The sequence below is a fragment of the Microbacterium sp. WCS2018Hpa-23 genome, assembly GCF_031843845.1.
Lineage (GTDB): Bacteria > Actinomycetota > Actinomycetes > Actinomycetales > Microbacteriaceae > Microbacterium.
Genome location: NZ_JAVTIZ010000001.1, coordinates 149494 through 161379, shown reverse-complemented (window position 1 = coordinate 161379; position 11886 = coordinate 149494). Strand labels below are relative to the sequence as shown.

At 69.1% G+C, this 11886-nt stretch carries 12 protein-coding genes; 10 read left to right on the top strand and 2 right to left on the bottom strand.

From position 1 onward, the window contains the following. Positions 1–84 precede the first annotated feature (84 nt). Positions 85–852 (top strand): IclR family transcriptional regulator, encoded by a 768-nt coding sequence (locus tag RQG77_RS00720; protein WP_311242983.1) that lies wholly within the window; start codon positions 85–87, stop codon positions 850–852. A gap of 6 nt (positions 853–858) precedes the next feature. On the opposite strand, the gene RQG77_RS00715 is transcribed toward RQG77_RS00720, so the two are convergent. Next, on the bottom strand, positions 859–1470 hold the full coding sequence (locus tag RQG77_RS00715; protein ID WP_311242982.1) for a TetR/AcrR family transcriptional regulator: 612 nt from the start codon (positions 1468–1470) through the stop codon (positions 859–861). A gap of 111 nt (positions 1471–1581) precedes the next feature. Here RQG77_RS00715 and RQG77_RS00710 point away from each other — a divergent pair, with 111 nt between their 5' ends. Genes RQG77_RS00710 through RQG77_RS00675 form a run of 8 tightly spaced genes read left to right on the top strand, consistent with a single transcriptional unit; the run spans position 1582 to position 9122 of the window. Further along, entirely contained in the window at positions 1582–2769 is a 1188-nt protein-coding gene (locus RQG77_RS00710) for an acetyl-CoA C-acyltransferase (RefSeq protein WP_311242981.1), read from the top strand. Further along, a complete protein-coding gene (locus RQG77_RS00705; RefSeq protein WP_311242980.1) occupies positions 2766–3497 on the top strand; it encodes an enoyl-CoA hydratase/isomerase family protein in 732 nt (243 codons plus the stop codon). Before RQG77_RS00710 ends, RQG77_RS00705 begins: the two co-directional genes overlap by 4 nt. Further along, positions 3494–4426 carry a 3-hydroxyacyl-CoA dehydrogenase family protein gene (locus RQG77_RS00700; RefSeq protein WP_311242979.1) on the top strand — a complete coding sequence of 311 codons (933 nt, stop codon included), beginning with the start codon at positions 3494–3496 and terminating at the stop codon, positions 4424–4426. Before RQG77_RS00705 ends, RQG77_RS00700 begins: the two co-directional genes overlap by 4 nt. Next, complete coding sequence (paaZ, locus tag RQG77_RS00695) at positions 4423–6504, top strand: phenylacetic acid degradation bifunctional protein PaaZ (RefSeq protein ID WP_311242978.1); 2082 nt, start codon at positions 4423–4425, stop codon at positions 6502–6504. Before RQG77_RS00700 ends, paaZ begins: the two co-directional genes overlap by 4 nt. Before the next feature lie 5 nt (positions 6505–6509). Beyond that, on the top strand, positions 6510–6893 hold the full coding sequence (gene paaI, locus RQG77_RS00690; protein WP_311242977.1) for a hydroxyphenylacetyl-CoA thioesterase PaaI: 384 nt from the start codon (positions 6510–6512) through the stop codon (positions 6891–6893). A 44-nt stretch (positions 6894–6937) separates the two neighbouring features. Beyond that, on the top strand, positions 6938–8233 hold the full coding sequence (gene paaK, locus RQG77_RS00685) for a phenylacetate--CoA ligase PaaK (protein WP_311242976.1): 1296 nt from the start codon (positions 6938–6940) through the stop codon (positions 8231–8233). Between the two features lie 50 nt (positions 8234–8283). Further along, positions 8284–8778 (top strand): helix-turn-helix domain-containing protein, encoded by a 495-nt coding sequence (locus RQG77_RS00680; RefSeq protein WP_311242975.1) that lies wholly within the window; start codon positions 8284–8286, stop codon positions 8776–8778. Next, entirely contained in the window at positions 8775–9122 is a 348-nt protein-coding gene (locus RQG77_RS00675; protein ID WP_311242974.1) for a HepT-like ribonuclease domain-containing protein, read from the top strand. Before RQG77_RS00680 ends, RQG77_RS00675 begins: the two co-directional genes overlap by 4 nt. Positions 9123–9143: 21 nt before the next feature. Here RQG77_RS00675 and RQG77_RS00670 read toward each other — a convergent pair whose 3' ends face one another. Further along, positions 9144–11267: a RecQ family ATP-dependent DNA helicase gene (locus tag RQG77_RS00670; RefSeq protein WP_311242973.1), complete on the bottom strand. Its 2124-nt coding sequence runs from the start codon at positions 11265–11267 to the stop codon at positions 9144–9146. Between the two features lie 136 nt (positions 11268–11403). Here RQG77_RS00670 and RQG77_RS00665 point away from each other — a divergent pair, with 136 nt between their 5' ends. Beyond that, positions 11404–11823, top strand: a complete 420-nt coding sequence (locus RQG77_RS00665) for a hypothetical protein (RefSeq protein WP_056308949.1) — start codon at positions 11404–11406, stop codon at positions 11821–11823. Positions 11824–11886 lie beyond the last annotated feature (63 nt).

Below are 11886 nucleotides of genomic sequence, written 5' to 3'. Positions count from 1 at the left end.
GCTCGGGCGCAGTCGAGTTGTCAAGATCTACCTGGCGGCCGACGAGACCACCCGGCTCGACGTCGACCGGAGGGAGGAGCCGCTGTGATCCAGGCCATCGATCGCGCAGCCAAAGTGCTCGAACTGCTGCAGGGCGCGCGCCACCTCGGCATCACCGATCTGGCTCTCGCACTGAACCTTCCGCCGTCGACCGTGCACGGGATCGTCAAGTCCCTGCGCGAGCATGGACTGGTCGCGAAAGAGCGCGGAGGGCAGCGCTACATGCTCGGCCCGACGCTGCTGCGCCTGAGCAACGTGTACCTCGACACCCTCGATGTCAGGGCGCGCGCCATGCGGTGGACGCAGGAGCTCGCGCGCCGCACGAACCTCCCCGTGCGGCTCGGGGCGCCGCACTTCCACGAGGTCCTCGTCATCCACCACGACCTGCGCCCCGATGACAGCCAGCAGATGCTCGAGACCGGCGTCGCCATCCCCGCTCACGCCTCGGCGATGGGGAAGGTGCTGCTCGCGCACGATCTCGGCTTCCAGCGCACGGTCTTCGAGCGCCCGCTGCCCAGCCTCACCGGAGACACCATCACCGATGTCGCCCGTCTGATCATGGAGCTGCCGACGATCGCCGAGCGCGGCAGCGCCACCGAGGTCGACGAGGCCGTGCTCGGCGAGTCCTCTGTGGCGGCGCCGGTGGCCGACTCCTCGAACGACATCGTCGCGGCGGTCGCCGTCGTGATGCCCACCTCTCACGCTCCCGCCCCGGATGCCGTGCTCCACGCGCTGCGAGAGACCGCGCGGAACATCTCACGCGAACTCGGGGCCACCAGCTGGCCTCCCCGGGTGGCTCCGGCCGACGACTGAGTCGACTCAGCGAGACTGCAGACCGTCCAGGCTCACCCGCAGGATGTCCTCGCCCAGTTCATCCGGGTCGACCGGACCACCGGGCCGATACCACTCGACGACCGAGTTGATCATGCCGAAGATCAGCCTGGTCGCGACCGCGGCATCGACGTCGTCGCGGATCAGCCCCTCTGCCTGAGCCTCGGTGACGATCGCGGTGACCCGCTGGTCGAACGCGCGGCGGCGCACGAGGGCCGCCGTCTCGACATCGCCGTTGCCCCGAACCCGCAGCAGCAGCGTGACCGACGGGAGCTTCTCGGTGAGCACGCGCACCGCCCCGCGGATGATCGATCGCAGCCGATCGGCGGCGAGCGGATGCCGTGCTGTCGCGTCGTCCACGACGGCCTCGAGAGCGTCGAGGGCGTCGGTCAGCGCGAGCTCGAGGATCGCCGACTTGGATTCGAAGTGATGGTAGAGCGCGGACTTGGTGAGCCCGAGGGTGGCGCTGAGGTCGGCGACGCTGGTCGCGTCGTACCCCTGCTCGTTGAACACCTTCACGGCGACCGCGAGCACCTGCTCGCGGTCGTAACCTGGCCGGCCGCGCTTCGGGGCCGGCGCGTCGAATCCGGGCTGCGCCATGGGCCCAGTCTGTCATTCCCGATGAGTTGCCATTCGTCCGCCGATCTGAGATCGTATTCCTGACCGATCGGTCTGAAATTATCGCCAGCGTTGGTGATCGAGAGGATGACGATGTCCGAGGCCTATCTCGTCGATGGCGTCCGCACCCCCGTCGGCCGCTACGGAGGCGCACTCGCGTCCGTCCGTCCCGACGATCTCGCAGCCCTCGTGGTGGGCGAGACTGCCCGCAGATCCGCGGTGCCCGTGGAGGAGATCGACGAAGTAATCCTCGGAGCCGCGAACCAGGCGGGCGAGGACAACCGCAACGTCGCACGCATGGCCGTGCTGCTCGCGGGCCTGCCCGACTCGATCCCCGGCCTGACCGTCAACCGCCTCTGCGCCTCGGGGATGTCGGCCATCGCCCTCGCCGCGAACGCCGTGCGCGCCGGAGACGCCGACCTCGTCGTCGCCGGCGGCGTCGAATCCATGACCAGAGCGCCCTGGGTGCAGGCCAAGCCCGAGAGGGCCTGGGCCAAGCCCGGTGCGGCCTTCGACACATCGATCGGCTGGCGCTTCGCGAACCCCCGGCTCAGCGAGCGCGACAAGGCGACCTTCTCGATGCCGGAGACGGCGGAGGAGGTCGCCCGCGTCGACGCGATCAGTCGGGCGGATGCCGACGCCTTCGCGTTCCTGAGCCATCAGCGTGCCATCGCGGCGATCGATGCGGGGCGCTTCGCCCCCGAGATCGTCGGAGTCGAGACGGGCCGCGGAATCGTCGACACCGACGAGGGGCCGCGACGGGACACCACCCTCGACGCGCTCGCGAGGCTGCGCGCCGTGGTTGCGGGCGGCGAGGTCGTCACGGCCGGCAACTCCAGCTCGCTGAACGACGGCGCCTCCGCGATCGTCGTGGCAAGCGCCGAGGCCGTCGAGCGGCACGGCCTGCGTCCGCGCGCACGGATCGTCGCGTCGGCTAGCGCCGCACTCGCTCCCGAGATCATGGGACTGGGTCCGGTGCCGGCCACGCAGAAGGCGCTCGCGAAGGCGGGCCTGCAGGTCTCCGACCTCGGGGCCGTCGAGCTGAACGAGGCCTTCGCGTCGCAGTCCCTCGCCTGCATCCGCCGCCTGGGGCTCGACCCGGCGATCGTCAACGCCGACGGCGGCGCCATCGCGCTCGGCCACCCGCTCGGGTCCAGTGGGTCTCGCCTGATCGTGACGCTGCTCGGTCGACTCGAGCGCGAGAACGCACGCTACGGACTGGCCACGATGTGCGTCGGCGTCGGGCAGGGCACCGCCATGATCGTGGAGCGTCTGACGTGACCCTGCACATCGACGAGCAGGACGACCGGATCGTCGCCACACTCGACCGACCCGACAAGCGCAATGCCATCGACCAGGCGACGGTCGATGCGCTGCACGAGCTGTGCGCGATGCTCGAAGAGGCTCCGCGCACGCTGATCCTCACGGGGTCGGGCGGGGTCTTCGCCGCCGGTGCGGACATCGCCCAGCTGCGCGATCGCACCGCGGACGACGCCAGGCGCGGCATCAACGCGACCGTGTTCATTCGCATCCAGGAGCTCCCGATGCCGGTGATCGCGGCGATCGACGGGTACGCGCTCGGGGGCGGAGCCGAGCTCGCCTACGCCGCAGACATCCGCATCGCGACGCCGTCGCTCCGCATCGGCAACCCCGAGACCGGGCTCGGCATCATCGCGGCGGCCGGTGCGACCTGGCGGCTTCCCGAGATCGTCGGCGACGCCCGGGCGAGCGAGCTGCTGCTCACCGGTCGAGCGCTCGATGCCGAGGAGGCGCTGCGCTGGGGGCTCGTCTCGTCACTGCATCCGGCCGAGGAACTGCTCGCCGCCGCGCACGGGATCGTCGACCGGATCGCGGCGAACGACCCACTGGCGACGCAGTACACGAAGCGCGCGCTGCGCGCCCCGCGAGCGCAGCATCCGGCGATCGAGCTCGAGCTGCAGGCCGAGCTCTTCGAGTCGACCGAGAAGCGCCGACGCATGACCGCGTTCCTGGAGAGGAAGAGCCGATGAGCGACACCCATCCCCGGTCGTTGAGCGACACCCATCCCCGGTCGTTGAGCGAGCGAAGCGAGACGAAACGCCCAGACGGCGCGCCCGCGAACGTCGGCGTTCTGGGCGGTGGGCGCATGGGAGCGGGCATCGCGCATGCGTTCCTGCTCGCGGGCTCGCACGTCTGCGTGGTCGAGCGCGATGCGGCGAGCGCTGACGCGGCGCACGCCCGCATCGGCGACAGCATCCGCAGATCTGTCGAACGTGATCCCTCGCTGGACGAGACGGAGCTCGCCGGCCGCCTCACGACCGGCAAGGATCTCGCATCCTTCGCCGCCGTCGACCTCGCGATCGAGGCGGTGCCCGAGGACCGTGCTCTCAAGGATGATGCACTCGCCCGCGTCGAGGCGGCGCTGCCCGAGCACGCGACGCTGGCGAGCAACACCTCGTCGATCTCGATCGACGACCTGGCCGCGGGCCGCCTGCGCCCGGAGCGATTCCTCGGTCTTCATTTCTTCAACCCCGTGCCCGCGTCGAGCCTCGTCGAGATCGTGCGCGGCACAGCGACCGACGCGGCGACCGTCGAGAGCGCGAGCGCATGGGTGGCCGCGCTCGGCAAGACGCCGATCGTCGTCAGCGACTCCCCCGGGTTCGCATCGTCTCGACTCGGCGTGATGCTCGGCCTGGAAGCGATCAGGATGCTCGAGGAGGGGGTCGCGTCGGCGGCCGACATCGATGCGGCCATGACACTCGGATACCGGCACCCGATGGGCCCGCTGCGCACGACCGACGTGGTCGGGCTGGATGTGCGACTCGGCATCGCCGAGGAGTTGGAGCGCACGCTCGGCGCTCGGTTCGCCCCGCCGGATCTGCTGCGACGAATGGTCGCCGAAGGAAAACTCGGCCGCAAGAGCGGCGAAGGGTTCTACGCATGGAACGAGGAGAGATGACCGAGTATCTGCCGAGTTACGTCCGGGGTGAGTGGTGGACGCCGTCGTCGCCCGAACGCTCCGCCGAGGTCCGCGACGCGTCGACCGGCGACGTCGTCACGCTCGTCTCCACCGAAGGCCTGGATCTCGCGGGGGCGCTGGAGCACGCTCGCTCCGTGGGGCAGAAGAGCCTCGGGGCGCTCACGTTCCACCAGCGCGCCGTACTGCTCAAGCAGTTCGCCCTCGCACTCACCGAGCGCAAGGACGAGCTGTACGCGCTGTCCTCCCGCACCGGTGCCACGAAGAACGACTCGTGGGTCGACATCGACGGCGGCATCGGGGTCCTGTTCTCCTACTCCGGCAAGGGTCGACGTGAGCTGCCGAACAGCCGCGTGCACGTCGACGGCCCGGTCGAGCCGCTCTCGAAGGACGGGTCTTTCCTCGGGCGCCACGTCTACACGACGCTGCCCGGCGTCGCCGTGCAGATCAACGCGTTCAACTTCCCGGTGTGGGGATCACTCGAGAAGTTCGCTCCGGCATTCCTCGCCGGCATGCCGACCGTCGTGAAGCCCGCGACCCCCACGGGGTACCTCGCCGAGGCCATGGTGCGCATCCTGGTCGAGTCCGGACTGCTGCCCGACGGATCGCTCCAGCTCGTCAGCGGCAGCGTTCCCGACCTCTTCGAGAACCTGAGGCTGGGCGACATCGTCGGCTTCACCGGCAGCGCATCGACGGCGGAGAGCCTCAAGGCCCACCCTGCGGTGCAGACCGGCGGCGTGCGGTTCACCGCCGAGACCGATTCGATCAATGCCTCGGTGCTCGGCACCGACGCGGTCGAGGGCACTCCCGAGTTCGACGCCTATGTGCGCCAGCTCGTCACCGAGATGACGACCAAAGCCGGTCAGAAGTGCACGGCCATCCGTCGCGCGATCGTGCCCACCGGGTCGGCGGATGCCGTGATCGCCGCTGTGCAGGCGCGCATCGCCGACAAGACCGTGCTGGGCGACCCGCGCGCGGAGGGCGTCACCATGGGCCCGCTCGCGTCGACCGCACAGCGCGACGAGGTGCTGCGACAGGTGGGCAGGCTGCAGACGGCGGGAGGACGCATCGTCGTCGGAACGACGGATGCTCCCGAGGTGCGGCTCACCGACGGGGGCACGGGTGTCGCTCCCGAGGGCGCGTTCGTCTCGCCGCTGCTCTTGCAGTTCGACGACTCGCGGACAGACGCAGCGCACTTGATCGAGGCCTTCGGCCCGGTCTCGTCGCTCCTCACCTACGACACCACCGCCGACGCCGCAGCACTCGTGGCACGAGGCGGCGGCTCGCTCGTCACCAGCATCGCGACACACGACCCGGTGCAGGCTGTGGATCTCGCGGCGCGCATCGCCCCGTTCAACGGTCGAATGCTGCTGCTCGACCGCGACGACGCACGATCGTCGACCGGTCACGGCTCGCCGCTGCCGAACCTCGTGCACGGCGGCCCCGGCCGGGCCGGAGGCGGCGAGGAGCTCGGCGGCATCCGTGCGGTGCTCCACCACATGCAGCGCACCGCGGTGCAGGGTTCGCCCGAGATGCTCACAGCGCTGACAGGCGTGTGGCATGCGGGGGCCGCCGCGCACAGCGACGGACGGCACCCGTTCCGCAAGTCGCTCGCAGAGCTCCGCATCGGCGACCAGATCGTCTCGGCATCGCGTGAGGTGACGCTCGCCGACATCGAGACGTTCGCGCACTTCACGGGTGACACCTTCTATGCGCACATGGACGAGACGGCCGCTGCGGCGAACCCGTTCTTCCCCGGACGCGTGGCGCACGGCTACCTGCTCGTCTCGTGGGCGGCCGGTCTCTTCGTCGACCCGGAGCCCGGGCCCGTGCTCGCGAACTACGGGCTCGAGAACCTGCGTTTCATCACGCCTGTCTCTCCCGGCGACACGATCCGGGTCGAGCTCACCGCCAAGCAGATCACTCCGCGCGAGACCGACGAGTACGGCGAGGTGCGCTGGGACGCCGTGATCCGCAACCAGAGCGACGAGCTCGTCGCGACCTACGATGTGCTCACGCTGGTGAACAAGGAGCCGACGCCCGAGGTCGCGGCCGCATGAGGCCCATGATGCAGCGCGATGCGGCGTCGGCGATGCTCGGCATGGTCGTCGAACTCGACGCGCCGGGAGAGGCCGTGGTGTCGATGACGGTGCGCGATGACATGCTGAACGGCTTCGCGATCACGCATGGCGGGCTGGTGTTCACGCTCGCCGACACGGCCTTCGCGATCGCCTGCAACGAAGACGAGCGCGTCACGGTCGCCGGCGGCGCCGACATCACGTTCCTGAAGTCGACCACTTCGGGCGACCGTCTGACGGCTCGAGCCGTTCGCCGGGTCGTCAGCGGCCGGAACGGGCTCTACGACGTGACGGTGACAGACGAGTCGGGCGATGTCGTCGCCGAGGTCCGTGGCCGCTCGCTCACGACCAACCGATCGCACCCGGGCTGAGCGCCCGAACGCTCAGTGTCCCGTTCATGACGAAGGAGTCGACGATGATCACAGCACGTTCCGAGATCGGCACCGAGGCGCACCTGCACTCGCCCGACCGGCTCGCCCGGCTGCAGCTGGAGCGCCTGCAGTGGACGGTGCACCACGCGTACGAGAATGTGCCGGTCTATCGCCGCAAGTTCGATGGGCACGGTGTGCACCCCGACGACATCCGCACCCTCGACGACGTGCAGAAGCTGCCTTTCACCACCAAGGCCGATCTGCGCGAGAGCTACCCGTTCGGGATGTTCGCCGTTCCCATGCCCGACGTCCGACGCATCCATGCGTCCTCCGGAACGACGGGGCGTCCGACCGTCGTCGGCTACACCGAGGGCGACCTCGACCGCTGGAGCGACCTGATCGCGAGGTCGCTGCACGCGGCCGGCATCCGGGCGGGGATGAAGGTCCACAACGCATACGGCTACGGACTCTTCACCGGAGGCCTGGGTGCGCATGCCGGCATCGAGCGGCTCGGTGCCACGGTGATCCCCGTGTCGGGCGGACAGACAGCGCGGCAGGTGCAGCTGATCACCGATTTCGAGCCGGACGCGATCCTCTGCACCCCCAGCTACCTGCTCACGATCGCTGACGCGATGGAGGCGGCGGGGATCGATCCGACGACCACGTCGCTGCGGGTGGCGGTGCTCGGCGCAGAGCCCTGGACGAACGAGATGCGGCGGGAGATCGAGCGACGGCTGAACATCGACGCGGTCGACATCTACGGGCTCAGCGAGGTCATGGGACCAGGTGTCGCGAGCGAGAGCGTGCTCACGAAAGACGGGCCGCACATCTGGGAGGACCACTTCCTGCCCGAGATCGTCGACGGCGACACAGGCGATCGCCTGCCGGACGGAGCGCTGGGCGAACTGGTGTTCACGTCTCTCACCAAGGAGGCGTTCCCTGTCATCCGATACCGCACACGCGACCTGACGCGACTTCTTCCCGGCACGACCTACCCCGCTCTGCGGCGCATGGAGAAGATCACCGGACGCAACGACGACATGATCATCCTGCGCGGCGTGAACCTGTTCCCCACGCAGATCGAGGAGCTCGTGATGGGGATCGAGACGCTGACGCCGCACTTCGTGCTCGAGCTGCACCATGTCGCGCACCTCGACACCATGACAGTGCGCATCGAGCGGCACCCGTCGTTGAGCGCCGAGGAGTGCGACGCCGCGGCGGCGGTGCTCCACCACCGCATCAAGATGCACATCGGCACCAGCGTCGACGTCAAGGTCGAGGAGCCGGGCACGCTGCCCCGCAGCGAGGGCAAGTACAAGCGCGTATACGACCTGCGCTGAAAGCGGTATCACATCTACGCAATATCGCGAATATGCGATATTGTCGATTTATGAGTCGCGCCGCCGAGCTAATTCGCTACGCCCGCCGCCAGAGCGGGCTGACGCAATCCGCGCTGGCCCGGCTCGCCGGCGTGACGCAGAGCGTCGTCAGCGAATATGAGAACGGCAGGCGCGAACCGTCGTTCGACGCAGTCGACAGGCTGATCTCGGCTGCCGGGCTGGTCGTCGAGATCGCGCCGCGGACTTCGGAGGAGCAGAGCGCGCGCGACCGAGTGATCGCGCTTTCCGGCGAACTCCGACGCGCGCTCCTGCCGCTCGGGGCGCAGCGCATCCGCCTCTTCGGCAGCGTCGCTCGCGGCGATGAGACTCCATCGAGTGACATCGACCTGGCCGTCGATGTCACGCCGAGCGTCGGCGTGTTCGATCTGCTGCGAATGCGGCGAGAGGCAGAGCAGATACTCGGCCGGCGCGTCGACCTCGTTCCCATTGACGGCCTCAAACCCGCAGTGGCAGAAGCGGTCGAGCGTGAAGCCATCACGCTGTGAGCCGACACACCTCTGAGCGGCTTGAGGACATCGCCTCCGCCTGTGACGCGGTCGCTCGCTATGAGAGACGTATCGACAGCGATGACGAGATCGTGTTCGACGCCATTCGTGCACGGCTCATCGAGATCGGCGAGGCGGTCAAGGGCCTCAGCGAAGCCGCGACCGCGGCCGAGCCCGGTATCCCGTGGGCGGAGATCGCTGGAATGCGCGACTACCTCGCGCACCGCTACTTCGACACCACGCATGCCATCGTCATGACGACTGCGAGGTCCGACGTACCGCTGCTTGCCGCAGCTGTTCAGAGGATGCGGTCGAGAGAACGGGACGCATCGACGAAGCGCTGATCGATGCTGCTGACGCAGGCGTCAGCCGCGGAGCGCGAGCACGAACGGAAGGACCTCCGTGGCGCCCGCATGACGTAGCGCGCGTGCGGCGACCGTGAGAGTCCATCGACTGTCGGCCATGTCGTCGACGAGGAGCACCGGGCCCTCGGGAATGTCGAGACCCTGCGCGCTGAATCTGTCCCACAGGCCCGCCAGACGGAAGACGCTGTTGCCACCGGGCTGCCCCGTGGGTCCCCCGTTCACCAGGTCGAGCGCACCGAGGTACGGCAGCCGCCCGATCTCGGAGATTCCGCGGGCGAGCGAGTCGACGAGCAGCGGATGCGAACGCGATGGCATGGCGACCACGGCTACCGGGCGTTCTGCCCACCCCCAGCCGGCGAGGACCCGCACACAACCGCCGAGCACCTGCGGAGTCACCGCGACGTCGGGTGCTCCTGCCGCGAAGAGCTCCCGCAGAGTGCCGCCCCAGCCGAGGTCGGTCAATCGGGCGAGGGCGCGCCCCTCGCCCGCCTGCTCCCCCGCCGGGATGCGCCCCTTGACCGGGACGTCGAGCTTGTCGGCTCCCGTCGGCCAGGCGCGTCGCGGTTCGACCGGTACCCCGACCCGATCGAGCGACTCCGCAGCCTGCGTTGTCGCTGCCTCGCCGATCTCGCTCGGGAACCAGATGCGCGCGCAGTTGTCGCATCTGCCACACGGTGCAGCGGTGTCATCGTCGAGAGAGCGCTGGAGGAACTCCATGCGGCAGCCATCGGTCTGCTCGTAGTCGATCATGTGCTGTTGCTCGGCCCGGCGCTCACCCGCGATGCGCTCGTAGCGCTCGGCGTCGTACGTCCACGGCTGACCGGTCGCGACCCACCCGCCCTGCACCCGCCGCACCGCACCATCGACGTCGAGCACCTTGAGCAGAAGTTCGAGGGGTGTGCGCCGGATGTCGACCATCGCCTCGAGAGCAGGAGTCGAGATCGGCTGGTCTCCGAGCGCCCCGATCACGCGCTCGGCGCGCTCGCGGTCGGGCATCGACGCCGTCGCGAAGTAATGCCAGATGTCGCGGTCTTCGACACCCGGCAGCAATAGGACGTCGGCGCTCTCACTCGCACGACCGGCACGACCGACCTGCTGGTAGTACGCGACAGGCGACGACGGCGCCCCCAGGTGCAGGACGAATCCGAGGTCGGGCTTGTCGAACCCCATGCCGAGTGCGCTCGTGGCGACGAGCGCCTTGACCTCGTTGCGCTTCAGCATCCCCTCGGACTCGGTGCGCTCGTCGGTGTCGGTCTGCCCCGTGTACGCACGCACCTCGTGGCCGTGATCGCGCAGCAGCCGCGCGGTGTCGACCGCCGCCGCGACGGTGAGCGTGTAGATGATGCCGGAGCCGGGGAGGTCGTCGATGTGGCTCAGCAACCACGCCAACCGGCTCGCCGAATCGCGCAGGCGCAGGACCCCCAACCGCAGCGAGGTGCGGGCGAGCGGGCCTCGGATCGTCAGCACCTCTGGTCGGTCGCCTACGGATTCCACACCGCCGGTGCCGAGCTGCTCGGCGACGTCTGCGACGACTCTGCTGTTCGCCGTCGCCGTGGTGGCGAGCACCGGAACCTGAGGCGGCATCTGCTCGATCAGATCGCGCAGCCGCCGATAGTCGGGGCGGAAGTCGTGCCCCCAGTCGCTGATGCAGTGCGCCTCGTCGACTACCAGCATTCCGATGCGCCGCACGAGTGCCGGCAGCTGCTGCTCGCGGAACGCAGGGTTGTTCAGTCGCTCGGGAGACACGAGCAGCACGTCGACCTCGTCACGGTCCAGCTGCTCCATCACCTCCGACCACTCGTGCGCGTTGGTCGAGTTGATCGCGACAGCGCGCACACCCGCCCGCTCGGCGGCGGCGATCTGATCTCGCATCAGCGCCAGCAGCGGCGAGACGAGCACGGCGGGGCCGGCGCCCTGTCGCCTCAGCAGCAGGGTCGCGACGAAGTACACGGCCGACTTTCCCCAGCCCGTGCGCTGCACGACGAGCGCGCGGCGTCGCCCCTCGACGAGAGCCTCGATCGCCTCGTACTGGCCGTCGTGGAAGTCGGCATCGGAACGACCGACCAGCTCGCGGAGCGCCGAGAGCGCAGCGGTGCGGGTGTCGACAGCGGCGGGGGAAGTCATGTCTCCACTGTGCCTCATGCCACCGACGTCAGGGCCTCATGCCACCGACGTCAGGGGCCCGGGCCACCGACGCCCGGGGGCCGTTCCCCACACGCAGAACGCCCCCGCGCCCGATCGCGTCGTCTAGCGTGGAACGATGATCACCCGAGAACTGGCCGTATCCCTGCGCGACGCCGGTCTCGTGTGGCATCCGGCCGAGGGCGATCGATTCCAGCTCGATCTGCCGGACGAGGTCGAACTCGAAGCCGAGGCCGATGTCTTCACGGTCAGCGAGATGACGATCGAAGCTCGTCAGACGCCCAGCGGCACGGATCTGGCGTTCAACGGCACGACCGAGTGGGCGCTTGACGCCGTCACCCTCGCCGATGCGGTCTGGCTTCCGCGCGAGGACCAGCTGCGCGAGCTGTTGCGGGGCACCTTCCGCGCGCTGACCCGTGTCGCCGATGCGTTCGTCGTCGAGGTGGAGATCGCCGGCGAGGCGCTGAGATTCGAGCATCCCGATCCTTCTGAGGCCTACGGCAGAGCTCTTCTCGACCTCGTCTCGCGCTCTCGTTGAGCCCTTCGCCTTGCGAACAGACGACCTCCATGTGAGAATTACCTAACGACCGGTCAGTAAAGC

Coding starts and splice junctions, on each gene's coding strand:
- paaI (WP_311242977.1), top strand. CDS start 6,510: ATGATGCAGCGCGATGCGGCGTCGGCGATGCTCGGCATGGTCGTCGAA.
- RQG77_RS00680 (WP_311242975.1), top strand. CDS start 8,284: ATGAGTCGCGCCGCCGAGCTAATTCGCTACGCCCGCCGCCAGAGCGGG.
- RQG77_RS00670 (WP_311242973.1), bottom strand. CDS start 11,267: ATGACTTCCCCCGCCGCTGTCGACACCCGCACCGCTGCGCTCTCGGCG.
- paaZ (WP_311242978.1), top strand. CDS start 4,423: ATGACCGAGTATCTGCCGAGTTACGTCCGGGGTGAGTGGTGGACGCCG.
- RQG77_RS00715 (WP_311242982.1), bottom strand. CDS start 1,470: ATGGCGCAGCCCGGATTCGACGCGCCGGCCCCGAAGCGCGGCCGGCCA.
- paaK (WP_311242976.1), top strand. CDS start 6,938: ATGATCACAGCACGTTCCGAGATCGGCACCGAGGCGCACCTGCACTCG.
- RQG77_RS00710 (WP_311242981.1), top strand. CDS start 1,582: ATGTCCGAGGCCTATCTCGTCGATGGCGTCCGCACCCCCGTCGGCCGC.
- RQG77_RS00665 (WP_056308949.1), top strand. CDS start 11,404: ATGATCACCCGAGAACTGGCCGTATCCCTGCGCGACGCCGGTCTCGTG.
- RQG77_RS00700 (WP_311242979.1), top strand. CDS start 3,494: ATGAGCGACACCCATCCCCGGTCGTTGAGCGACACCCATCCCCGGTCG.